The organism is Massilia sp. LXY-6 (assembly GCF_051233485.1).
Taxonomy (GTDB): Bacteria; Pseudomonadota; Gammaproteobacteria; order Burkholderiales; family Burkholderiaceae_D; genus Telluria.
In genome coordinates this window covers 98,883-122,432 of sequence record NZ_JBKFGF010000018.1, presented here as the reverse complement: position 1 = coordinate 122,432, position 23,550 = coordinate 98,883, and the positions used below count along the sequence as shown (strand labels likewise).

At 65.1% G+C, this 23,550-nt stretch carries 17 protein-coding genes; 11 read left to right on the top strand and 6 right to left on the bottom strand.

What is annotated here, in order from left to right:
• Nucleotides 1–3: 3 nt before the first annotated feature.
• Nucleotides 4–2,781: a DNA polymerase I gene (polA, locus tag ACI48D_RS09415; RefSeq protein ID WP_435570960.1), complete on the bottom strand. Its 2,778-nt coding sequence runs from the start codon at nucleotides 2,779–2,781 to the stop codon at nucleotides 4–6.
• Nucleotides 2,782–2,957: 176 nt separating this feature from the next.
• On the opposite strand from polA, the gene ACI48D_RS09410 reads away from it, so the two are divergent.
• The 3 genes from ACI48D_RS09410 to ACI48D_RS09400 are packed head-to-tail and all read left to right on the top strand — an operon-like array spanning nucleotide 2,958 to nucleotide 5,207.
• Nucleotides 2,958–3,431 carry a hypothetical protein gene (locus tag ACI48D_RS09410; RefSeq protein WP_435570959.1) on the top strand — a complete coding sequence of 158 codons (474 nt, stop codon included), beginning with the start codon at nucleotides 2,958–2,960 and terminating at the stop codon, nucleotides 3,429–3,431.
• A gap of 49 nt (nucleotides 3,432–3,480) precedes the next feature.
• Nucleotides 3,481–4,440: a homoserine kinase gene (locus ACI48D_RS09405; protein WP_435570958.1), complete on the top strand. Its 960-nt coding sequence runs from the start codon at nucleotides 3,481–3,483 to the stop codon at nucleotides 4,438–4,440.
• Entirely contained in the window at nucleotides 4,437–5,207 is a 771-nt protein-coding gene (locus ACI48D_RS09400; RefSeq protein ID WP_435570957.1) for a BPSS1780 family membrane protein, read from the top strand. The genes ACI48D_RS09405 and ACI48D_RS09400 overlap by 4 nt, the downstream gene beginning before the upstream one ends.
• Nucleotides 5,208–5,259: 52 nt before the next feature.
• Here ACI48D_RS09400 and ACI48D_RS09395 read toward each other — a convergent pair whose 3' ends face one another.
• The gene (locus tag ACI48D_RS09395) at nucleotides 5,260–7,578 is read right to left on the bottom strand and encodes a UvrD-helicase domain-containing protein (protein ID WP_435570956.1); all 2,319 of its coding nucleotides are present in this window, start codon (nucleotides 7,576–7,578) and stop codon (nucleotides 5,260–5,262) included.
• Between the two features lie 195 nt (nucleotides 7,579–7,773).
• Between ACI48D_RS09395 and ACI48D_RS09390 the strand changes: the two genes are divergently transcribed.
• Nucleotides 7,774–8,316 (top strand): SRPBCC family protein, encoded by a 543-nt coding sequence (locus ACI48D_RS09390; protein ID WP_435570955.1) that lies wholly within the window; start codon nucleotides 7,774–7,776, stop codon nucleotides 8,314–8,316.
• A 151-nt stretch (nucleotides 8,317–8,467) separates the two neighbouring features.
• The gene (locus ACI48D_RS09385; protein ID WP_435570954.1) at nucleotides 8,468–8,941 is read left to right on the top strand and encodes a hemerythrin domain-containing protein; all 474 of its coding nucleotides are present in this window, start codon (nucleotides 8,468–8,470) and stop codon (nucleotides 8,939–8,941) included.
• Nucleotides 8,942–8,944: 3 nt separating this feature from the next.
• On the opposite strand, the gene ACI48D_RS09380 is transcribed toward ACI48D_RS09385, so the two are convergent.
• The 3 genes from ACI48D_RS09380 to ACI48D_RS09370 all read right to left on the bottom strand — a co-directional run bounded on the left by ACI48D_RS09380 (nucleotide 8,945) and on the right by ACI48D_RS09370 (nucleotide 14,279).
• Nucleotides 8,945–11,044 carry a M13 family metallopeptidase gene (locus ACI48D_RS09380; RefSeq protein ID WP_435570953.1) on the bottom strand — a complete coding sequence of 700 codons (2,100 nt, stop codon included), beginning with the start codon at nucleotides 11,042–11,044 and terminating at the stop codon, nucleotides 8,945–8,947.
• 60 nt (nucleotides 11,045–11,104) lie between these two features.
• On the bottom strand, nucleotides 11,105–12,916 hold the full coding sequence (locus ACI48D_RS09375; protein ID WP_435570952.1) for a M56 family metallopeptidase: 1,812 nt from the start codon (nucleotides 12,914–12,916) through the stop codon (nucleotides 11,105–11,107).
• 256 nt (nucleotides 12,917–13,172) lie between these two features.
• On the bottom strand, nucleotides 13,173–14,279 hold the full coding sequence (locus ACI48D_RS09370) for an S-(hydroxymethyl)glutathione dehydrogenase/class III alcohol dehydrogenase (RefSeq protein ID WP_435570951.1): 1,107 nt from the start codon (nucleotides 14,277–14,279) through the stop codon (nucleotides 13,173–13,175).
• Between the two features lie 141 nt (nucleotides 14,280–14,420).
• Between ACI48D_RS09370 and ACI48D_RS09365 the strand changes: the two genes are divergently transcribed.
• On the top strand, nucleotides 14,421–15,437 hold the full coding sequence (locus tag ACI48D_RS09365) for a GlxA family transcriptional regulator (protein ID WP_435570950.1): 1,017 nt from the start codon (nucleotides 14,421–14,423) through the stop codon (nucleotides 15,435–15,437).
• 39 nt (nucleotides 15,438–15,476) lie between these two features.
• Here ACI48D_RS09365 and ACI48D_RS09360 read toward each other — a convergent pair whose 3' ends face one another.
• A complete protein-coding gene (locus ACI48D_RS09360) occupies nucleotides 15,477–16,130 on the bottom strand; it encodes an ANTAR domain-containing response regulator (protein WP_435570949.1) in 654 nt (217 codons plus the stop codon).
• A 359-nt stretch (nucleotides 16,131–16,489) separates the two neighbouring features.
• On the opposite strand from ACI48D_RS09360, the gene ACI48D_RS09355 reads away from it, so the two are divergent.
• From ACI48D_RS09355 to ACI48D_RS09335, 5 genes are all read left to right on the top strand, one after another.
• Nucleotides 16,490–18,067: a S8 family serine peptidase gene (locus ACI48D_RS09355; RefSeq protein WP_435570948.1), complete on the top strand. Its 1,578-nt coding sequence runs from the start codon at nucleotides 16,490–16,492 to the stop codon at nucleotides 18,065–18,067.
• A 284-nt stretch (nucleotides 18,068–18,351) separates the two neighbouring features.
• Nucleotides 18,352–19,527, top strand: coding sequence for an ATP-binding protein (locus ACI48D_RS09350; protein ID WP_435570947.1), 1,176 nt, complete (start codon nucleotides 18,352–18,354; stop codon nucleotides 19,525–19,527).
• The gene (locus ACI48D_RS09345) at nucleotides 19,524–19,976 is read left to right on the top strand and encodes a response regulator (RefSeq protein ID WP_435570946.1); all 453 of its coding nucleotides are present in this window, start codon (nucleotides 19,524–19,526) and stop codon (nucleotides 19,974–19,976) included. The genes ACI48D_RS09350 and ACI48D_RS09345 overlap by 4 nt, the downstream gene beginning before the upstream one ends.
• Before the next feature lie 40 nt (nucleotides 19,977–20,016).
• Nucleotides 20,017–22,830 carry a valine--tRNA ligase gene (locus tag ACI48D_RS09340; protein WP_435570945.1) on the top strand — a complete coding sequence of 938 codons (2,814 nt, stop codon included), beginning with the start codon at nucleotides 20,017–20,019 and terminating at the stop codon, nucleotides 22,828–22,830.
• A 204-nt stretch (nucleotides 22,831–23,034) separates the two neighbouring features.
• Nucleotides 23,035–23,493 (top strand): DUF2147 domain-containing protein, encoded by a 459-nt coding sequence (locus ACI48D_RS09335; protein WP_435570944.1) that lies wholly within the window; start codon nucleotides 23,035–23,037, stop codon nucleotides 23,491–23,493.
• The last annotated feature ends 57 nt before the right edge of the window (nucleotides 23,494–23,550 follow it).

Here is a 23,550-nt window from a genome sequence, read left to right as displayed (position 1 = left end):
TACTCAATGCGCCTCCTCCCAGTTCTTCCCGACTCCGGTCTCGGCCACCAGCGGCACCTTCAGCGTGGCCACGCCGGCCATCAGCTCGGGCAGCTTCTGCTTGACCAGTTCCAGCTCGGCTTCCGGCACCTCCAGCACCAGTTCGTCGTGCACCTGCATGATCATGAGGGTGGCGAGGTTTTCCTTCTCGATCCAGTCCTGCACCGCGATCATCGCCAGCTTGATCAGGTCCGCCGCCGTGCCCTGCATCGGCGCGTTGATCGCGGCGCGTTCGGCGCCGGCGCGGCGCGGGCCGTTCGGCGAGTTGATCTCGGGGAGCCACAGGCGGCGCCCGAACACGGTCTCGACGTAGCCGCGCGCCTTCGCCTGCAGGCGGGTCTCGTCCATGTACTGCTTGACGCCGGCGAAGCGCTGGAAGTAGCGCTCGATGTAGTTGCCGGCGGCGCCACGCTCGATGCCCAGGTTCTGCGCCAGGCCGAACGCGCTCATGCCGTAGATGAGGCCGAAGTTGATGACCTTGGCGTAGCGGCGCTGTTCGCTCTCGACCTCTTCCGGCGCCAGGCCGAAGATCTCGGCGGCGGTGGCGCGGTGGATGTCCTCGCCCTGCGCGAAGGCGCGCAGCATCGCCTCGTCGCCCGAGATGTGGGCCATGATGCGCAGCTCGATCTGCGAGTAGTCGGCCGATACCAGCACGCTGCCTGGCGGGGCCACGAAGGCTTCGCGGATGCGGCGTCCTTCGGCGGTGCGTACCGGGATGTTCTGCAGGTTCGGATCGCTCGAGGCCAGGCGTCCGGTGATCGCGACCGCCTGCGCATAGTTGGTGTGCACGCGGCCGGTGTTCGGGTTGACCATCTTCGGCAGCTTGTCGGTATAGGTCGATTTGAGCTTGGACAGGCCGCGGTGCTCGAGCAGGATCTTCGGCAGCGGGTAATCCTCGGCCAGCTTCTGCAGCACTTCCTCGTCGGTGGACGGGGCGCCGGTGGCGGTCTTCTTGATCACCGGGAGCTGCAGCTTGCCGAAGAAGATCTCGCCGATCTGCTTGGGCGAACCGAGGTTGAACGGGCCGCCGGCCAGCTCGTAGGCCTGCTGCTCCAGTTCCGCGATGCGCGCGGCCAGCTCGCCCGACTGTTTGGCCAGCAGCTCGGCGTCGATCAGCACGCCGTTGCGCTCGATCTTCTGCAGCACCACCGAGGTCGGCAGCTCGATCTTGCGGTAGATGGTGTTCAGGCCTTCGTCGCTCTCGACGTGGCCGATCATCGCCTGGTGCAGGCGCAGCGTGATGTCGGAATCCTCGGCCGCGTATTCGGTGGCACGCCCCAGCTCGACCTGGTCGAAACAGATCTGGTTCACACCCTTGCCGCACACGTCGACGAAAGGAATCGTGGTGTAACCCAGGTGGCGCATCGCCATAGTGTCCATGTCGTGCGGCTTGTGCGATTCGAACACGTAGGACTGCAGCAGGGTGTCGTGGACGATGCCGCGCAATTTGACGCCGTGGTTTTCGAAGATGTGGGCGTCGTACTTCAGGTTCTGGCCGAGTTTCGGCTTGTCCGGGTTTTCCAGCCAGGGCTTCATCCGTTCGAGCACTTCCTCGCGGTTCAGCTGCTCGGGCACGCCGGCGTAGCGGTGCGCCAGCGGGATGTAGGCGCCCTTGCCCGCTTCGGTCGACAGTGAAATCCCGACCATCTCGGCCGCCAGCGGGTCGAGCGAGGTGGTCTCGGTGTCGACCGAGGTCAGCTCGGCCTTGTCGATCGCTTCCAGCCAGCGCTCCAGCTGTTCCATGGTGGTGACGGTCTCGTACTCGCCCTTGATGACGGGCATGCCGGGCAGCGTGCCATTCGCGCCGGCCACGCCTTCCGGCGAATTCAGGGCCGCCGCAGGAGCAGCGCCGGGCGACGCGTATTTACCGGCGTTGCCGTTGCCGCTGCCGATCTCGCGCAGCATGGTTTTGAACCCGTAGCGCTGGAAGAAGTCGCGCAGCGCGTCCTTGTCCTCCGGACGGCCGACCAGCGATTCCTCGATCGACACCAGGTGATTCGCCAGGTCGCAGTCGGTCTTCACCGTGATCAGCTCGCGGCCCTTCGGCAGCCATTCCAGGGCAGCCTGCAGGTTCGCGCCGACCGCGCCGCCGATGCTGTGGGCGTTCTCGATCACGCCGTCCAGCGAACCGTGCAGGGTGAGCCACTTGACCGCGGTCTTCGGGCCGCACTTGGTCACGCCGGGGACGTTGTCGACGGTGTCCCCGATCAGGGTCAGGTAATCGATGATGCGGTTCGGCGGCACCCCGAACTTGGCCAGCACGCCGGCTTCGTCGAGCTTCTCGTTGCTCATCGTATTGATCAGCATGACCTTGTCGTTGACCAGCTGGGCCAAGTCCTTATCGCCGGTCGAGACCACGGTGTTCATGCCGCGCGCGGTGGCCTGCGCCGCCAGCGTGCCGATCACGTCGTCGGCCTCGACGCCTTCGACCATCAGGATCGGCCAGCCCATGTGGCGCACCACCTCGTGGATCGGCTCGATCTGCTTGCCCAGGTCTTCCGGCATCGACGCGCGCGTGGCCTTGTACTCGGGGTAGAGGTCGTCGCGGAAGGTCTTGCCCTTGGCGTCGAACACGCAGGCGATGTAGGCGGCCGGGAAGTCGGCGCGCAGGCGGCGCAGCATGTTGACCATGCCGTGCATCGCACCGGTCGGGTGGCCGTCGGGACTGCGCAGGTCGGGCAGCGCGTGGAAGGCGCGATACAGGTAGCTGGAGCCGTCAACGAGAAGCAGGGTATTGTCCATGTATGGAATCGAATGAGCAAAAGTGGGCCGCAGGAGACGCAATAAGGCACGGCGAGCGTGCCATTATCGCAGATCGGGAATGCCTCCCATATGGGGTCGATCCGCTCTTTTTGTACGCTTTTTACTGGCGGGCGGCGCTGTTTGTTACAATGGCCTAAACGACATAGGTGATCACCATGCCCCGCATCTTCTCCCGCCTGCCCCTCGCACCTTGCCTGACACTGCTGCTGGCCGTGCAGGCCGGATCCACGCTGGCCCAGCAAGCGGCGCAGCAGCCTGCAGCGCAGCAGTCGAACAAGAACGAGGCCCCGCCCAGGCTCGAGCGTATCGAACCGGGCAGCGATGTGCCGGCTACGAACATTCCCTCGCGTACCCGTACCCAGATCAAGGAATCGCGCGACGGCGGCCAGGTCACCGAAGTCGAAGTCAACAGCAGCGGCAGCCATTACTATATGAAACCGAATACCCCGCCGGGCAATGCTGTACCGGGGAGCAACGCCAACTCGATCCGCGCGCCGCAATGGAAGGTGGGCGAGTTCGACCTGTCGGGCAAGCGCAAAGCCGCCGAGGCCGGGACCAACGCCCCGGCCGCGGCCGATGTGCCGCCGCCCCCGCCGATGCCGATGCCGGCCAATGCTGAGAAGAAATAAAGACCGGCCGCGAAAAGCGGCCGCCACAGTGACCTAACTTTCGTGAACGATGGCAGTTTTCACCACGGTCACACTGGACGACCTGAGCCAGTGGATCAAGCAGTTCCCCCTTGGTAAAGCCCTGGACCTCCAGGGCATCTCGAGCGGCATCGAGAACAGTAATTTCTTCCTGACGACCGAGCGCGGCGAATTCGTCCTGACGATCTTCGAGAACCTCAGCTTCGAGCAACTGCCCTTCTACGTGCAGCTGATGCGGCATCTGGCCGAGCGCGGCGTGCCGGTACCGGCGCCGGTGCCGAACGCCCAGGGCGAGCTGGTGGTGGCGCTTGCCGGCAAGCCGGCCGTCGTGGTCAGCAAGCTCGACGGCAGCTCGCAGATGGATCCGCAGCCCGTGCATTGCGCCGAAGTGGGCGCCATGCTGGCCAGGATGCACCTGGCCGGGCGCGATTTCCCGCTGCGCCAGCCGAACCTGCGCGGCCTGGACTGGTGGATCGAGACCGTGCCCAAGGTCCTGCCCTTCCTCGATGCGGAAAAAGCCGCCCTGCTGGAATCGGAACTGGCGTTCCAGCGTGCCTTTGCCGCCGGCGACACCTACCGCCAGCTGGAACAAGGCCCCGTGCACGCCGACCTGTTCCGCAACAACGTGATGTTCGTCGGCGAGCGCCTGAGCGGCTGCTTCGACTTCTACTTCGCGGGCTGGGACAGCTGGCTGTTCGACCTCGCCGTCACCGTCAACGACTGGTGCATCGACCTCGACACCGGCCGCCTCGACCAGGTCCGGGTGCGCGCCCTGACCCGGGCCTACCACGCAACCCGCCCGTTCACCGCGGCCGAGGCGCAGGCCTGGCAGCCGATGCTGCGCGCGGCGGCGCTGCGCTTCTGGCTGTCGCGCCTGTACGACCTGCACCGTCCGCGCGAGGCCGAGATGCTGACGCCGCACGATCCAAGCCATTTCGAACGCGTGCTGCGCGAACGCATCGCGGTTCCCGCGCCGAGCCTGAGCGCATGAGCAATCTGCCCGCGCGAACCGGCTGGGATTGGCTGAAAGGCGGCGTCAAGCTGTTCCGCAAGCAGCCGGCTGCCCTCACGACCCTGCTGTTTGCGAGCATCCTGCTGGCGATCGGCATCAGCGCCGTGCCCATCGTCGGCCCCATCGTCGTGGTGGTGCTGATCCCCTCGTTCTCGATGGCCTTCATGCAGGCCTGCCTGATGATCGACAACGGCGACCGTGTGACCCCAAGCGTGCTGCTGACCGGCTTCCGCAAGCCGGCGCTGGCCGGCCTGTGCAAGGTCGGGGTGATCTATCTGGGGGTGTTCCTGGTGCTGACCCTGGTCGCGCTGCTGGTGACGCCGGAATCGCTGCGCCAGCTGCCGGGCAACATCAAGCTCGATCCGAAGGACAAGCTGCCGTTCACGCTGAGCGACGTGCTGACCGTGTTCGGCCTGCTGATCCTGGAAACCGTCTCGCTGCTGACCCTGTGCTTCGCCGCCCCGCTCACCTACTGGAAGCGGATGGGGCCCGGCAAGGCCACCTTCTACAGCTTCTTCGCCGTGGTGCGCTCGGCGCGCGTGTTCGGCGTGCTGCTGCTGTCCTGGTTCGGCATCTTCACCGTCATCACCTTCGTGGTGGTGAACCTGTTCAGCGCGATCGCGCTGGCCCAGGTCGTGCTGATGTGGCTGATGTTCCTGTTCATCCTGTTCCTGCAGTGCGCGATCTACGCCGGCTACCGCGACATTTTCGGCAAGCCGGCCGAGAAGGAAGCGCTGCCCGCATAAATGCGTGGGCACGGGGTGCCCACGCGGAAGCCGGCATTGACGCATCGCGGCGTTACCGCCCCACCCGCTCCAGCTTGGCCACCGACAGGTCGAGCACCTTCATGCCGGCCGCGCCGAAGTTGATCTGGGCGCGCGCGCTGCCGGCCCCGCCCTCGATGTTGACGATCACGCCCTCGCCGAAGCGCGCGTGGCTGACCGTCTCGCCGATCCGCCAGCCGGTGCCGTTTCCATTGCTCGACTTCTGCGCGATCTGCTTGGCGATCTGGTTGTCGCTGCCGCCCTCGCGGAAGGCGGCGTCGTCCCAGGCCGTGGTCGACTTGCGGTTGCTGAACCAGTTGGTCTGCACGCGCGGCGACAGCCACTTCAGCGATTCCTCCGGCAGTTCGTCGAAGAAGCGCGACTTCATGTTGAAGCGGGTCTGGCCGTGCAGCATGCGCTGCTGGGTAAAGCTCATGTACAGGCGCTTGCGGGCGCGCGTGATCGCCACGTACATCAGGCGCCGTTCCTCGTCCACGCCGTCCAGCTCGCGCGAACTGCTCTCGTGCGGGAACAGGCCCTCTTCGAGGCCGGTAATGAAGACGGCGTCGAATTCCAGGCCCTTGGCCGAGTGCACCGTCATCAGCTGCATGGCGTCCTGCCCGGCCTGGGCCTGGGCGTCGCCCGCTTCCAGCGAGGCGTGGGACAGGAAGGCCGACAGCGGCGACATCACGGTGGCCAGCGGCGCGTCGGGATCCAGCAGCTCGATGCCGTCGGCGCTGACGATGGCCTGGCCGCTGCTTGCCTGCGCCTGCGGACCCAGGTGGGCCGGCGCATGGGTGCCGAAGCCCTCTTCCTGCACGAAGTGGGTGGCGGCACTGACCATCTGCTCCAGGTTCTCGATGCGCTCGGCGCCTTCCTTTTCCTTCGCATAATGGTCCAGCAGCGTGCTGCGCTCCAGCACCACCTTCACCATCTCCGGCAGCGGCAGCTGCTGGGTCTCGAAGCGCGCGCTCTCGATCAGCTTGACGAAGTTGGCCAGCACGCTGCCGGCCTTGCCGGTCATGTGGGGCACGGCCGCATACAGCGACACGCCATAGCTGTCGGCCGCCATCTGCAGCTGCTCGATCGAGCGCGCGCCGATGCCGCGGGTCGGGAAGTTCACCACGCGCATGAAGGCCGAATCGTTGTGCGGATTGTCCATCAGCTGCAGGTAGGCGATCGCGTGCTTGACCTCGGCACGCTGGAAGTAGCGCAGGCCGCCGTACACGGTGTACGGGATGCCGGCCGCGAACAGCGCGTGCTCGATCACGCGGCTCTGCGCGTTCGAACGGTACAGGACCGCGATCTCGCTGCGCGGCATGCCCTCGGCCATCAGGCTCTTGGCCTCTTCGATGATCCACTGCGCTTCTTCGAGGTCGGACGAGGCTTCGTAGATGCGCACCGGCTCGCCCTGGCCGGCATCCGTGCGCAGGTTCTTGCCGAGGCGTTTCGCGTTGTTCGCGATCAGGAAGTTGGCGCTGTCGAGGATGTGGCCGTGCGAGCGGTAGTTCTGCTCCAGCTTGATCAGGTTCTTCACCTCGAAATCGCGCTCGAACGCCTGCATGTTGCCGACGTTGGCGCCGCGGAAGGCGTAGATGCTCTGGTCGTCGTCGCCCACCGCGAAGATCGCGCCGCCGGCCGGCTCGCCGTGGCCCGCCAGCAGTTTCAGCAAGTTATATTGCAAGTCGTTCGTATCCTGGAACTCGTCGACCAGGATGTGGCGGAAACGCATCTGGTAATGCTGGCGCAGCGGGTGATTGCGCTGCAGCAGTTCGTAGGCGCGCAGCAGCAGTTCGGCGAAATCGACCACGCCTTCGCGCTGGCACTGCTGGTCGTAGGCGTCGTACAGCTCGACCATGCGGCGCTGGACATGATCGTAGGCCTCGACCTGGCTGGCGCGCAGGCCGTTGTCCTTGGCGTTGTTGATGAAGTACATCAGGTCCTTCGCCGGGTACTTCTCGTCGTCGACATTCAGGGCCTTCAGCATGCGCTTGATCATCGACAGCTGGTCCTGCGAATCCAGGATCTGGAAGGTCTGCGGCAGCGCGGCGTCGCGGTGGTGGGTGCGCAGCAGGCGGTTGCACAGGCCGTGGAAGGTGCCGATCCACATGCCGCGCGTGTTCACCGGCAGCATCGTCGACAGGCGGGTCAGCATTTCCTTCGCCGCCTTGTTGGTGAAGGTCACGGCCATCAGGCCGGCCGGCGAGACCTGGCTGGTCTGGATCAGCCAGGCGATCCGGGTGGTCAGCACGCGGGTCTTGCCCGATCCGGCGCCGGCCAGAATCAGGGCGCTCTGGGACGGCAGCGTGACGGCGGCGAGCTGTTCGGGATTCAGATTGTCGAGGAGATTCATGCGGGCATTATAAACGTCGGGATGGGCCTTCGGTCCCTTTCGGCGGCAAATCTACTGAGCATATATACAGTATCACAACAGTTGCCTCAAGGCTCGCGAGCGCCATCCAAACAGGACTTATCGTAATTTAAAGGCAGATGTGTTCTTAAGGATTTACATCGCAACCCACGCTCTATTTGTGACAAGGAGGCAATAATGCTGAATCGAGTCGTTACTGTGGCCGCGCTGGCCGTTGGCGGCATGATGCTGTCGAAAAAAATGAAGAACCGTGGTTCGGGCATGGATTCGTCGATCGTCGAGACCATCGAGATCAACGTCCCGGTCCGCACTGCCTACAATCAGTGGACCCAGTTCGAGGACTTCCCGCAATTCATGGCTAGCGTGCACGAGATCCGCCAGCTGGACGACAAGCGCCTGCACTGGAAGGCCAACGTGGCCGGCGAAGAGAAGGAATGGGATGCCGAGATCACCGAGCAGATCCCGGACAAGCGCATCGCCTGGCAGAGCACCACCGGCGTGCCGAACGGCGGCGTCGCGACCTTCCACAAGATCTCCGACAACGTCTGCCGCGTGACCGTCCAGATGGATTACCAGCCGGAAGGCGCCATGGAAAAAATCGGCGATGCCTTCGGCGCGGTGCGTATGGAACTGCGTGGCAACCTGCAGAAGTTCAAGGAAATGCTGGAGTCGCGCGGCAAGGAAACCGGCGCCTGGCGCGGCAGCATCGCCCAGCACTGATCCGACGCGTTTGATCCGACGTCAGCTCATGCCAGCGCCGCCTCCGGGCGGCGTTTTTTTTGCCGCGCCCTGCCGTCATTTCCGCGCCTAAACGGATCGGAGCGTTTTCCTGGCGAGCGTACGATGACAGTCCTTTTCAGGAGAACGAAACATGGACAATGCCGACGATCCGATCACTGCCCTGACGCGCGACCACGACCTGGTGCGCAAGCTGGCCGACACCTACCTCAACAGCAAGGACATGGAGGTCAAGAAGCAGGCGGCCATCCAGCTGCTGCAGGCCATCCACACCCACTCCCGGCTGGAAGAATCCATCTTCTATCCGAACGTGCGCTGCATCGACGAAGGCCTGGTCGGCCATTTCGAACAGGATCACTTGAAGGTCGACGATCTGCTTGCCACGCTGCAGGGCATGGCCCCCGACGCAGCGGGCGCCGAGCCGTTGATGCGCGAGATGCTGAATGCGGTGCTGAGCCACATCGACGAGGAAGAGAACCAGCTGTTCCCGCGGCTGCGGCAGTCCAATGCCGACATGAGCGACATTGGACTGCAGATGCAGTCGTTCGAGGCTAACCTGATCCACATGCAGGCGCAGGCGAGCGACCAGGGGGCAAGGCGGACCTAGCCCTTACCACACGCGGCAACGCTTCTCCTTCACCATCGGCTGCCCCGGCTTGCACTGGAAGGCCTGCTGGAACTGCGGCATGTTCACCACCAGGCCGTTCACGCGGTAGCGGCCCGGCGAGTGCGGGTCCGTCATCGCCTTCACGCGCAGGTTTTCGGGGCGGTCGTTTTCGCAGGCCCACTGCGCATTGCCGACGAAGAAGCGCTGCTCGGGAGTCAGGCCGTCGCGCAGTTGCGGCTGCGCCTGCTGCGGCATGCTGGCCATCTCTTCCTTCCACGCCATCCAGCCCAGGATCAGGCCGCCCAGGTCGGCGATGTCCTCGCCCAGGGTCAGCTTGCTGTTGATCTTGATGTCGTCCACCACGGTGTACTGCGCGTACTGGTCGACGATGCAGGCGGCGCGCTCTTCGTATTCCTTGGCGTCCTTCTTGGTCCACCAATCCTTCAGGTTGCCTTTCGCGTCGAACTGGCGGCCTTCGTCGTCGAAGGCGTGGGTCAGCTCGTGGCCGATGGTGCCGCCGGTGTTGCCGTAGTTCGGCGCATCGTCCATCTTCGGATCGAACAGCGGCGGCTGCAGCACGCCGGCCGGGAAGTTGATGTCGTTCATCTGCGGATTGAAATAGGCGTTCACCGTCGGCGGGGTCATGCTCCATTCGCCGCGGTCGAGCGGCTTGCCGATCTTGGCCAGGTCGCGGCGGGTCTCGAACACGTTGCCGCGCTCGACGTTGCCGGCAAAGTCGCCCGGTTTCACCTTATACGTGCCGTAGTCGCGCCACTTGTCCGGATAGCCGATCTTGTTGACGATCGCGGCCAGCTTGTCCTGGGCGCGCTTCTTGGTTTCAGGGCTCATCCAGTCGAGCGAGTCGATGTCCTTCTTCATCGCTTCCTCGACCTGGCGGGTCATGTGCAGCGACTTGGCCTTCAGCTCCGGCGAGAATGCGCGGCTGACGAATTCCTGGCCCAGCGCTTCGCCCAGCTGGCGGTCGACCAGGCCGACGCAACGCTTCCAGCGCGGCGGCTGCTGCTGGATGCCGCGCAGGGTCTTGCTGAAGAAGTCGAAGTGTTCCTGGTCGAAGTTTGACGCCAGCGCCGGCGAGAGGTTGCGCGCCACCTGCCAGCGCAGGTAGGCGCGGGTCGCGTCGATGTCGCTGGTCTTCCACATCGTCGCCAGGGCCTTGAAGAAGGCCGGCTCGGTGACGTTGAAGACGGCCTGCTTGTCCTGCCCCACTTCAGTCAGGTAGGCGTGCCAGTCGAAGCCCGGGGTCAGGGCCTGCAGGCCTTTCGCATCGACCTTGTGGAACAGTTTATAGGGGTCGCGCTTGTCGACGCGCGACAGCGAGGCCTTGGCGAGCCTGGTTTCCATGTCCATCACGCGCGCCGCCTGGCGCTGTGCCTGCTCCGGCGCATCGCCGAGCAGCTTGAACGTGTTGGCGATGTGGGCGACGTACTTGGCCCGCAGCTCCTTCGATTTCGCGTCAGGCTTGAGGTAGGAGTCGCGGTCCGGCAGGCCCAGGCCGCCGGCGCTGGCGAAGGCGATCACGCGCGTGGAATCGCCGAAGTCCTGGCTCGAGCCGAAACCGAAGAACAGGCCCTGGTCGGCCAGCGCCAGGTGCAGGCGTGCCAGCACGCGCGGCAAGTCCTTGTTGGAACGCAGCGCCGCGATCTGGTCGAAATAGGGCTTGAGCGGCTCGGCGCCGCGCGCCTCGATGGCACGCTCGTCCATGCAGGCGCCGAAATAGTCGCCGATCTTCTGCTGGTTGGGGTTGCGGCCGTCCTGGCGTTTCGACAGGTCTTCGAGGATGCCCCACAGGAAGCGCTGGTTGTCCTCGGCCAGCTTGCTGTACACCGACCAGCGCGCCTGGTCGGCGGGAATCGGATTGTTCTTCATCCAGCCACCGCAGGCGTACTGATAGAAGTCGACGCAGGGGTCGGCGCTGCGGTCCATCGACTCCGGGTTCAGGCCCGGCGTGTACGGGAATTCCTTGGCTGGGCGCTCGGCGGCGGCAGGCGCCGCCGAAGCGGTGGGTGCGGGCGTGTTCTGGGCAGTCGCCAGCGCAGCGGCGCCGGCAAGGGAAAGAAGGACAGCTAGGCGGGCTGGGCGCATGGCATGACTTTATAAAAGATAAACGCCCATATGCTGCCATACTGCCTGGGAAAAATAAACTCAGCCCTGCACCGGTGCCTGCTGCGCCAGGCCCCTGGCGATCGCATCGCGGATCAGGCCGCGCATCGTCTTGTCGGCGGCCTTGCTCTCCCGGTCCATCTGCTTGCCGAGCGCATCCATCTTCTTGCCCAGCGCATCCATCGGCTTGCCGGCCTCGTCCATGCGCTTGCCGATCTCGTCCATGCTGGCGCCGGCGCGGCGCTGCCCTTCGCTCTCGTGGGCGGCGCGCATCTGCTCGCCCAGCTCGCGCATGCGCTGGTCCAGACCGTGCATCTTCTCGTCCAGGCGCTTGCGTTCGCTATCGGAAGAAGCCTTGCCCATCTGCTCGCCGAGGGCGCCCATCTGCCGGCCCAGCTCGTTCATCTTGCGCTCCAGCTCGCGCACCCGCGGCTGGTCGGCCCGCATGGCGCCGGCCGCCTGCTCCATCTGCTTGCCCAACGCGTCCATGGCCTTGCCGTGCTGGTCCATCTCTTTGCCATAGGCATTCATCTGCTCGCCCAGCCGGTTCACCGGCGCCCAGGCCGCGTGGGCCTTCGCCAGCGTGTCCGGGTCCTGCACGATCCAGGACTTGCCGCCGTCGCGGAACCACAGGAATTCACCCTTGACGCTGCGCTTGAGCTGCTTGATGGACGGCCAGTCGGCGCTGTTGCCGGTCATGTTGAAACCCTGGTCGCCCTCGCCCACCAGCGCGTAGGCATCGCCGCGGCTTTCCTGCAGGGTCACGTGGACCGCGGGTTTCTCCTGCGCCGCGGCTGGGGCCGCCGGCGCGGTGCCGGCATGGGCATGGAGGGCGGCCGTCAGGGCCAGGCCGAGGGCCGGCAAGGCCAGCTTCCAATCGAGGGCTTCCGCTTGCGGACGAACCAGGCGTTTGATGCGAGACATGAGATTTCCTCCTACTCCAGATGCCCCAGGGGCGAGTTGCGTGGTGGAGAGCTGGAACAGGTCCAGCTCGGATAATGCAAGCGCGAGACGCCGCGGTTCGCCCAGCGCGCTTGCGGCAAGGTCGTCGGCGATCAGTTCCCGCTCGACCCGGATGCGGTGCGACAGCCACCACACCGCCGGGTGATAGAACAGCAGGATCTCGATCGCGCTCTGTACCAGGTTGAGCAGGTAGTCGTGGCGCCGCACATGCGCCAGCTCGTGCGCCAGCAGGGCCTCGAGCAGCTGCGGCGCCATGCCGGTCGCCAGCGCGGCCGGCACCAGCACCAGCGGGGCCAGGGCTCCGGCGGTCACCGGGCTGGCGAGCTCGTCCACCAGCCCGAGAATCACCTTGCGTCCAATGCCCAGCTGCGCCGCCAGGCGGTCGAGCACGGCCTGCCAGGCCGGATCGTGCCGGTACGCGTCCGGACGGCTGCGCCGGCGCACCCAGGCCAGACCCAGCAGCAGGCGCAGGGCCATCAAGGCGGCGCCGCCGGACCAGCACAGGATCACCAGCGGCAGGCGCGGCCGCAGCGCCTCGCGCCAGCCCGCCGCATCCCACGCCGCCGGCAGCGCGGCGCGATCGGCCAGCCCCCATGCGGCATCGCGCGCGACGCCGGACCGCAGCGCCTGCAGCAGGGACGACGGCAGCGTGAACGCGGCGCCGTCCGCGCCCTGCCCCGCCATGGGCGTCAGCACGGCGGCCAGCATGCCGGCCAGCGGCAGCGCCGCGCACAGCAGCAGCGCGCCGCAGGCAAGCAGGTAGCGCCATTGCGGACGCGCCCTGCCCAGCAGGCCCAGCAGCACGGCGGCGGCGCAGCCGACCAGCGCGCCCTGCCAGACGAAGTCCAGCAGCGCCCAGGCCAGGGCGGCGATCCCGGCGGCGGCGCTCATCGCGCCTGCCTGCCGCTTGGGCGGTGAATCGCGTGCATGCGGTTTCCTTTCGACGGATGCAGGATAGGCCGGCTAGAAAAATTTGTCTAGAACTTTTTTTCTAGACAAGGACGAACAATCGATGAAGACAGGATAGGGACAGGCGCCGAAGGCCGCCAACGTGCTGCGACAGGCTGCGGGAAAGGAGGAATGGACGGAAGAACTTGGGCCCCCGCCTTCGCGGGGGTGACGTGTTTAAGCTGCGGGGGCGACGTGCTTAGTACACCACGACCGAGCGGATCGACTCGCCCTTCTTCATCAGGTCGAAGCCCTCGTTGATCTGGTCGAGGTGCAGGTGGTGCGTGATCAGGTCATCGATATTGATCTTGTTTTCCATGTACCAGTCGACGATCTTCGGCACGTCGGTGCGGCCGCGCGCGCCGCCGAAGGCCGAGCCCTTCCACACGCGGCCGGTGACCAGCTGGAACGGACGGGTGGAAATCTCCTTGCCCGCTTCGGCCACGCCGATGATGATCGACTGGCCCCAGCCCTTGTGGCAGCACTCCAGCGCCTGGCGCATCGTGGTCACGTTGCCGATGCATTCGAAGGAGTAGTCGGCGCCGCCGTCGGTCAGCTGGACGATCGCGTCGACCACGTTCTCGACCTGGGTCGGATTGACGAAATGGGTCATGCCGAACTTGCGCGCCATCTCTTCGCGGCCCGGATTGAGGTCCACGCCGATGATCTTGTCGGCGCCGACCATCTTGGCCGCCTGGATCACGTTCAGGCCGATGCCGCCCAGGCCGAACACGACCACGTTGGCGCCCGCCTCCACCTTGGCCGTGAAGATCACTGCGCCGATGCCGGTGGTGACGCCGCAGCCGATGTAGCAGACCTTGTCGAACGGCGCGTCCGAGCGGATCTTGGCCAGCGCGATCTCCGGCACCACGATGTAGTTCGAGAAGGTCGAGGTGCCCATGTAGTGGTAGATCGGCTTGCCGTCCAGCGAAAAGCGGCTGGTAGCATCCGGCATCAGGCCGCGGCCCTGGGTGCTGCGGATGGCCTGGCACAGGTTGGTCTTCTGCGACAGGCAGAATTTGCACTGGCGGCATTCCGGGGTGTACAGCGGGATGACGTGGTCGTCCTTGCGCAGGCTGGTCACGCCGGGGCCGACGTCGACCACCACGCCCGCGCCTTCATGGCCGAGGATGGCCGGGAAGATCCCTTCCGGGTCGGCGCCGGAGAGCGTGTACCAGTCGGTATGGCAGATGCCGGTCGCCTTGACCTCGACCAGCACTTCACCTGCTTTCGGACCTTCGAGTTCGACTTCCTCGATCGTCAGCGGCTTACCCGCTTGCCATGCAATCGCTGCCTTGGTTTTCATATGGAATCTTTCCTGACGTGGTTGTGCAATCCGGCCATTATCCGCACAAGCCGGGCCGCGGCCAATAGGCGCTCCATTGGATGTCTGGAATTGGTGCCATAATGACCGGATTTGTCAGCCGCCAACAGTAGTGGAAGACCCATGCAGAACAGGCCCGCGTCCCCGGCATTCACTGTCGACATCATCGTCTATCCCGGCTTCAAGGCAATGGAAGCCATCGGTCCGATGTCCGTCTTCGAATATGCCAACGTCCACCTGCGGCGCAGCGGCAAGCCGGACGGCTACGATGTCCGCATCGCGTCCATACGCGAAGGCCAGGTGCCTTCGGATACCCTAATGTCGCTGCAGGCCACCAAGGCCCTGGACCTGCTGGCGCTGCCGCATACGGCCATTGTCGCCGGCGCGCGCGACATCCATCGCGCGCTGGCCGAAGGCGGCGCCATCGTCGACTGGGTCGCCGCCGCCAGTCCGCGCCTGCAGCGGCTGGCTGCACTCTGCTCCGGCGCATTTTTCCTCGGCGCGGCCGGGGTCCTCGATGGCAAGGCCGCGACCACGCACTGGAGCGTGGCCGAGCGCCTGCAGGCCGATCATCCCGGCATCGCCGTCGATGCGGATGCCATCTTCGTACGCGCCGGACACCTGTGGACCTCGGCCGGCGTCACCGCCGGGATCGACCTGGCACTGGCCCTCGTCGAAGAGGATTTCGGCAAGGAGCTGGCGCTGCAGGTAGCGACCGACATGGTGGTCTACCTGAAGCGCCCGGGTGGGCAATCGCAATTCAGTACGCACCTGCTGAGCGAACGCACGGCGCGGCCCGGTATCCGCGAGATCCAGAAATGGATCCTGGAAAACCTGCATGAGCGCCTGAGCGTGGCCCAGCTGGCGCAGAAGGCAATGATGAGCGAGCGCCACTTCGCCCGCGTATTCCTGCAGGAAGTGGGCCTGAGCACCCAGGAATTCATCGCCGCCTGCCGCTTCGAGCGCGCCAGGCAGTTGCTGGCCGATGTCGCGCTGCCGCTCAAGACGGTGGCGGCGCGCGCCGGCTTCAACGGCGAGGCGCAAATGCGCCGTGTCTTCCAGAAGCGGATGGGCATCGTGCCCACCTTGTACCGCGAACGCTTCGCCACGACAGGAGTGGCCAGCGCGAAGCCCGGCTAGGCGGCGGCCCCGGAGCATCATCTGGAACATTAGGCGCTCCTACTTGCCGCGCAGCCTTGCGGTGAACGCCCCGTGCAGGCTGTTGAGCAGTTCCTCGGCCGCCACCAGCTGCTCGGCGACCTCGTTGATCTTGCGGCGGCTCGCGCGCGCATGGTCGCGCAGCACTTCGAAGGCGGTGATGCGGTCGGTCCGGTAGCGCGCCATCAGCAGGCCCACGGCCAGGCTGGTTTCGCGGCCGGCGGCCAGGGCCGCGTTCAGGTTGGCCTCGGTGCTGCGCAGCTGGCGGATCTCGTCGGCGCGCGCCAGTCCCGCCTCGAAGGCCGGCAGCAGGCGCGACGCGTCGACGGGCTTGACCACGAAGCCGACCGCACCATGGCTGGCGGCCTGGCGCGCGGTCTCGGCGTCGTCCACCGACGACAGGAACATGAACGGCACCTCGGTGTGGTCTTTCAGGCGCCGCGCCAGGTCGAGTCCGGACATGCCGGGCATGGTGATGTCGAGCAGGGCCAGCGCAAACCCAGGCTCCTGAGGCGCGCCCTCGCGTTCGGCGATGCGCTGCAGCGCATCGGCAGCGGACGAGGCGCCAACTGTGTCGTAGCCCGCGTGCCGGAGCACGGTGGCGATGTAATCGAGAAGCAGGGTGTCGTCGTCGACCAGCAGTATCAGCCGGCGGGAAGAGGCAGGCACGCTCATGGTTATCGTGTTTCGCAGAGAAGGTGACCGGCGGTCGAAATTAACAAAATTTCCATGACGCCAACTTTGGCGGCCAGAAATATAGAATCTACATTTGTGACAAATCTAGATATTTGTCAATTGAATTATATGCACAGACGATCACGCAACAGTTCTTGCGCACGATTGAAAATCCGTTGCATCTGTTTAAGTTCCATCAATACACTTGAGCCACTGTTTATGAACGGCTGGGCCCGGCCTTCACAAAGCAGCGATGTATCGGTTGTATCGGTTGTATCGGTTGTTTAAGCAATGAAACGACAAAGCACGCGGACCACGAGTCGGCGGCGATAACGAAGAAACTTAACGGAGAAGCACCGATGAATCAGAATAAAACTCGCGCATCAAAGTTCGTCCCGGTCCTCGGCCTCTGCGCCGCGGCGCTGGCAATTGCATTCTCGGGTAGTGCGTCGGCCGCCGCGCCGACCACCGCCCGCGTGATCGTGGCCTTCAAACCGGGCGCCGCAGCGAATGTGAAGTCGCTGGTCGCCGCCGCCAAGGGCTCGGTCAAGCAGGAAATCTTCAACATGAATGCGATGGCCGTCGAAGTGCCGACCGCGGCACTGAAGGGCCTGGAGAACAACCCGAACGTCGAATACATCGAAGAGGACGTGCTGCGCAAGCCGTTCTCGCTGACCACGCCGTCGACCGGCACCCCGTATGTCCTCGGCCAGCAGGTCCCCTACGGCATCAAACTGGTCCAGGCCGACCAGCTGCCGGACACCAACGTCGCCAACCGCAAGATCTGCATCATCGACTCGGGCGTCGATTTCAGCCATGAAGACCTGAAGGACAACGGCGCCAACGTCACCGGCGAATACGATTCCGGTACCGGCTGGTGGTACACCGACGAAACCCACCACGGCACCCACGTGTTCGGCACCATCGCCGGCGTCAACAACGGCACCGGGGTGGTCGGCGTGAACCCGAACAAGCAGCTCAAGCTGCACATCGTGAAGGTGTTCGGTGCCAACGGCGCCTGGACCTATTCGTCGACCCTGGCATCGGCCGCCAACAAGTGCGGTGCGGCGGGCGCGAACGTCATCACCATGTCGCTGGGCGGCGGCGCCAAGAGCATCACCGAGCAGCGCGCCTTCGACAGCCTGCAGACCAAGGGCGTGCTGAGCATCGCCGCGGCCGGCAACGACGGCAATGCCACCACCTCCTACCCGGCCGGCTATGCCAGCGTGATGTCGGTGGCTGCGCTCGACGAAAACAAGGTCGTCGCCTCCTTCTCGCAGTACAACAGCGACGTCGAGATCGCCGGTCCGGGCGTCTCGGTGCTGTCGACCGTGCCGATGGGCACCGGCCAGGACACGGCCCTGACCGTCGGCGGCGTCAACTACGCGTCGTCGGCAATGGATGGCTCGCCGGTCAAGTCCGCCACCGCGCCGCTGGCCGACTTCGGCATCGGCGACACGGTCAACACCGCCGTCTCCGGCAAGGTCTGCCTGATCCAGCGCGGCACGGTCGACTTCGCAACCAAGGTGAACAACTGCCAGAACAGCGGCGGCGTCGGCGCGATCGTGTACAACAACGTGGCCGGCGCGTTCGGCGGCACGCTGAACGGCGCCGTGACCAGCATCCCGTCGGTGACGGCTTCGGATACCGACGGCGCCGCGATGAAGGGCCAGCTGGGCCAGAGCGCGACGGTCGCCATCACGGCATCGAACTACGCCTACTTCGACGGCACTTCGATGGCTACCCCGCACGTGTCGGCGGTGGCTGCGCTGGTGTGGAGCTACTTCCCGACCTGCACCGGTTCCCAGATCCGTACCTCGCTGAACAACAGCGCGCTCGACCTGGGCACCGCCGGCCGCGACACCAAGTACGGCTACGGCCTGGTGCAGGCCAAGGCTGCCTACGACCGTATCAAGTCGCTGGGCTGCGGCAAGTAAGCACTCTGCGCCATCCGGCGCGGTAAAAAGGCCCGGGTCCTGTACCGAACAGACCCGGGCCTTTCCATTCGGCTTCGACATCACCCCAAAATAAGCTTAGTCGTTTACAAGTTTCACCTGTATATTCGATCGAGGCATCCTTTCAAACCGTATCATTGTCGGTCCCTCCACAGCCTTCGTCCGCCACAGCGGACCATTCCTGCGCGAATCTCCTTCGATCCTTTCTGATCGTGCTGCAGTCCTGGCAACCGCCCTGACTTCATTGGCATTCACACAAGGCAGGCATGCTCACGAAAACCACCGCACGGCTATCCGACTTCATCCTCGATAACATGGAGTCGATCCTGCAGGCATGGGAAGACTTTGCCCGCACCATCGAGCCGCCGGCCCTGACGATGGACGACACCGAATTGCGCGACCATGCCAAGCTGATGCTGACCGTCATCGCGGTCGACCTCAAGACGCCGCAAACGCCGCTCGAGCAATCCGAGAAATCGCAAGGAAGGGCCCCGCGCGGTGATCAAGATACCGCCGCCGAAACCCATGCGGAAGCGCGCCTGCTGTCCGGCTACAGCGTCGAGCAGCTGGTCTCCGAATACCGCGCGCTGCGTTCGAGCGTGCTGCACCAGTGGACCTCGCAGATGGCTTCCAGGCAGGCCACCGACATGGAAGACGTCACGCGCTTCAACGAAGCCATCGACCAGGCGCTGGCGGAGTCGGTCGCACGCTACGCCCATCTGGTCAAGCAATCGGAGAACATGTTCCTGGCCATCCTGGGTCACGACTTGCGCAACCCGCTCGGCACCGTCATCACCGGCGCCACCTTCGTCATGCGCGCCACCGATATACCGAGCAAGTACGTGCTGGCGGCAACGCGGATCTTCAACAGCGGCCAGCGGATGAGCAAACTGATCGGCGACCTGATCGACTTTACCCGCACCCATCTGGGGTCCGGCATCCCGATCAAGCCAAAGCGGATGAACCTGGCCGAAGTGTGCATGAACGTCGTCGAGGAACTGCGTACTTCCCATCCCGAACGCATCATCGATTTCGGCAGCTTCGCCCGGGAGGATGTGTTTGCCGACGACGACCGGCTCGCGCAGGTGCTCTCCAACTTGATCGGCAATGCGCTGCAATACGGAGCGCGCGACCTGCCGATCGGCGTCGGCATCTCGTCCACGCCAGAGGAAGTCAGCGTTACGGTGAACAACAAAGGCCCGGTCATTCCTGCAAATAAGCTCGGCAGCGTCTTCGATCCGCTGGTGCGCCTTGCGGCGAACGGGCAGTCCGACGAGCTGCGCGAGACCAGCCTCGGCATCGGCATGTTCATCGCACGCGAGATCGTCAACGCGCACAATGGCAGCATCAGCGTCACCTCGAACGAGAGCGAGGGCACGACGTTCCGGATCACCGTGCCGCGCCGCCTGCCCCCGCGCTCGCGTGCGGACGACCTTCGATGAACCCGCCTGGCCCGCCCGGCGGCGAAGCATCGACGGCACCGGCGCCCCGGAAGATCCTGCTGATCGACGACAATGACGATGCCCGCGAAATGCTGGGGATGGCGCTCGAACTGAAGGGCCACGCCATCGTCACGGCGGAGAGCGGCGCCAGCGGCCTGGCGCACGCCGACCGGTTTCGCCCGGACTTCATTTTCCTCGATCTCGGCATGCCCGTCATGGATGGCTACGATACCGCCATCGCCCTGCGCCGGATCGCCGGACTCGAACGGGTAACGGTCGTGGCACTGAGCGGCTGGAACGACCAGGAAACGCTGGCGCGCGTCCGCAACGCCGGTTTCGACCACCACCTGACCAAGCCTGCCAGCTTCGATCACATCGACCGCATCCTGCGTGGCGATATTCCGCCCTTCGCGATGCTGCCGTTGCGGCAGGCATCGCGTCATCTATAATGGTTGCTTTCGCAAATTCAACGCCACCACACGCCATATCATGGAACTAGCCAAGTCTTTCGAGCCAGCCGACATCGAACAATTCTGGCGTACCGAATGGGAACAGCGCGGTTACTTCGCCGCCACCATGGACGCCGACAAGCCTTCGTTCAGCATCCAGCTGCCGCCGCCGAACGTGACGGGCACCCTGCACATGGGCCACGCCTTCAACCAGACCGTCATGGATGGCCTGACCCGCTACTACCGCATGCGTGGTTTTAACACCGCCTGGATCCCGGGCACCGACCACGCCGGCATCGCGACCCAGATCGTGGTCGAACGCCAGCTCGACGCCCAGAAGATCTCGCGCCACGACCTCGGCCGCGAAGCCTTCGTCGAGAAGGTCTGGGAGTGGAAGGAAAAGTCGGGCAGCACCATCACCGGCCAGATGCGCCGCCTGGGTGCCTCCGCCGACTGGAACCGCGAATACTTCACGATGGACGAGCCGCGTTCCAGGACCGTGTCCGAAGTCTTCGTGCGCCTGTACGAGCAGGGCCTGATCTACCGCGGCAAGCGTTTGGTCAACTGGGACCCGGTGCTGGGCACCGCCGTGTCCGACCTCGAGGTGGATTCGCAGGAAGAAGACGGCTCGATGTGGTACATCCAGTACCCGCTGGTGGACGGCAGCGGCCACCTGACGGTCGCCACCACCCGTCCGGAAACCATGCTGGGCGACGTCGCCGTCGCGGTCGACCCGACCGACGAGCGCTACACGCACCTGCACGGCAAGATGCTGACCCTGCCGCTGACCGGCCGCCAGATTCCGGTCATCGCCGACGAATACGTCGACAAGGCCTTCGGCACCGGCTGCGTGAAGATCACCCCGGCGCACGACTTCAACGACTACGCAGTCGGCCAGCGCCACCAGCTGCCGATGCTGTCGATCATGACGCTCGACGCCAAGATCGTCGACGACGCGCCGGAAGCCTACCGCGGCCTCGACCGCTTCGTCGCGCGCAAGAAGATCGTCGCCGACCTGGAGTCCCTGGGCCTGCTGGAACAGGTCAAGCCGCACAAGCTGATGGTGCCGCGCGGCGACCGCACCGGCGGCGTCATCGAGCCGATGCTGACCGACCAGTGGTTCGTCGCGATGAGCAAGCCGGCTCCGGAGGGTACTTTCAACCCGGGCAAGTCGATCACCGAAGTGGCACTCGAAAAAGTCGCCAGCGGCGAGATCCAGTTCGTCCCCGAAAACTGGACCACCACCTACAACCAGTGGCTGGGCAACATCCAGGACTGGTGCATTTCGCGCCAGCTGTGGTGGGGCCACCGCATCCCGGCCTGGTTCGACGAGGCCGGCAACATCATCGTCGCCCGCGACGAGGAAGAAGCGAAAGCCAAGGCACAGGCCCAGGGCATCACGGGCGCGCTGCGCCGTGACGAAGACGTGCTGGACACCTGGTTCTCGTCGGCGCTGGTGCCCTTCTCGACCATGGGCTGGCCGGAGCAGACCAAGGAGATGGACCTGTTCCTGCCCTCGTCGGTGCTGGTGACCGGCTTCGACATCATCTTCTTCTGGGTGGCGCGCATGGTCATGATGACCGCGCACTTCACCGGCAAGGTGCCGTTCAAGACCGTCTACGTGCACGGGCTGGTGCGTGACTCCTCGGGCCAGAAGATGTCCAAGTCGAAAGGCAACACGCTCGATCCGATCGACCTGATCGACGGCATCGATGTCGAGTCGCTGGTTGCCAAGCGCACCACCGGCCTGATGGACCCGCGCGGCGCCGAGAAGATCGCCAAGGCCACCCGCAAGGAATTCCCGGAAGGGATCCCGGCCTTCGGCACCGACGCCGTGCGCTTCACCATGGCCAGCTACGCCTCGCTGGGCCGCAACATCAACTTCGACCTCGGCCGCTGCGAAGGCTACCGCAACTTCTGCAACAAGCTGTGGAACGCAACCCGCTTCGTGCTGATGAACACCGAAGGCAAGGACTGCGGGGTCCGGCCATCCGGGAAGCCGAATCCGGAAGACCTGTCGCAGGCCGACCGCTGGATCATCTCGCTGATGAACCGCGTCGAGCTGGACGTGGCGAAGGGCTTCGCCGACTACCGCTTCGACAACATCGCCAGCAGCATCTACAGCTTCGTCTGGGACGAGTACTGCGACTGGTACCTGGAACTGGCCAAGGTCCAGGTCCAGCAAGGCAGCGAGGCCCAGCAGCGCGCCACCCGCCACACCCTGCTGCGCGTGCTGGAAGTGATCCTGCGCCTGGCGCATCCGATCATCCCGTTCGTGACCGAGCAGCTGTGGCACGCGGTCGCGCCGCTGGCCGGCAAAACTGGTGACACCATCATGCTGCAGCCCTACCCGATCGCCGACGAAGCGCTGATCGACGCAGGTGCCGAAGCCTGGATGGAGCAGTTCAAGAAGCTGACCGACGCCACCCGCAACCTGCGTGGCGAGATGAAGCTGTCGCCGTCGGTGCGCGTGCCGCTGATCGTCGAGCCGGGCTCGGAGGCCGACCGCGTTGCCGCCCAAAGCTTCGCGCCCTACGTGCAGCTGCTGGGCAAGCTGTCGGAAGTGCAGATCGTGGACACCCTGCCGGAATCGCCGGCCGCGGTGTCGATCGTCGGCACGACCAAGCTGATGCTGAAGGTCGAGATCGACGTCGCCGCCGAGCGCGAGCGCCTGTCGAAGGAGATCGCGCGCGTGCAGGGCGAGATCGCCAAGGCCAACGGCAAGCTGTCCAGCGAGAGCTTCGTGGCCCGCGCCCCGGCCGCCGTGGTGGCCCAGGAGCGCGAGCGCGTGGAGAACTTCAGCGCCACGCTGGCCAAGATGCAGGAACAGCTGGCCAAGCTGCCGGCCGCCTGACCGCTCACCGCAGCGCTTGGAAGCCGCGCCAGGGCTCTGCCCGGCGCGGCTTTTTCTTTGCCGCTAGCGGCCGCTTCGATCGCCACGGACGCGCCGTGCGCGCAGCAGCATCTGCAAGAATTTCCATCCGGCTGTTTACCGAACGACCGTACTGTTTGCTACACTCCGCTTGCCCATCACACCAACGATCACACTGGAGACACCATGCGCACCCTCATCAAGGTTTCACTGCTTGTTCCCGTTCTTGCCGCCGCCCTCGCTGCCCCAGCGGCATGGGCACAGGAGGGCTCGCCGGTCGGCCTGTGGAAGACCATCGACGACAGTTCGGGCAAGCCGACCGCCCTGATCCGCATTACCGAGAACCATGGCGAGTTGCAGGGCAAGATCGAGAAACTGTTCCGCGCCCCGGACGAAGACCAGAACCCGAAATGCCTGCCGTGCACGGATGCGCGCAAGGACCAGCCGATCATCGGCATGACCATCGTCTCGGGCCTGAAGAAGACCGGCGACGAATACGCCGGCGGCGAGATCCTCGATCCGAAGAACGGCAAGGTCTACAAGAGCAAGCTGATGGTGCGCGAAGGCGGCAAGAAAGTCGAAGTGCGCGGCTATGTCGGCATGCCGATGTTCGGCCGCTCGCAGGTCTGGCTGCGTCAGGAGTGAGCCGCTGACGGGCGGCGAACGGCGCCAAGGCCGGGAGAACCCGGCGCCGGCGCCTTC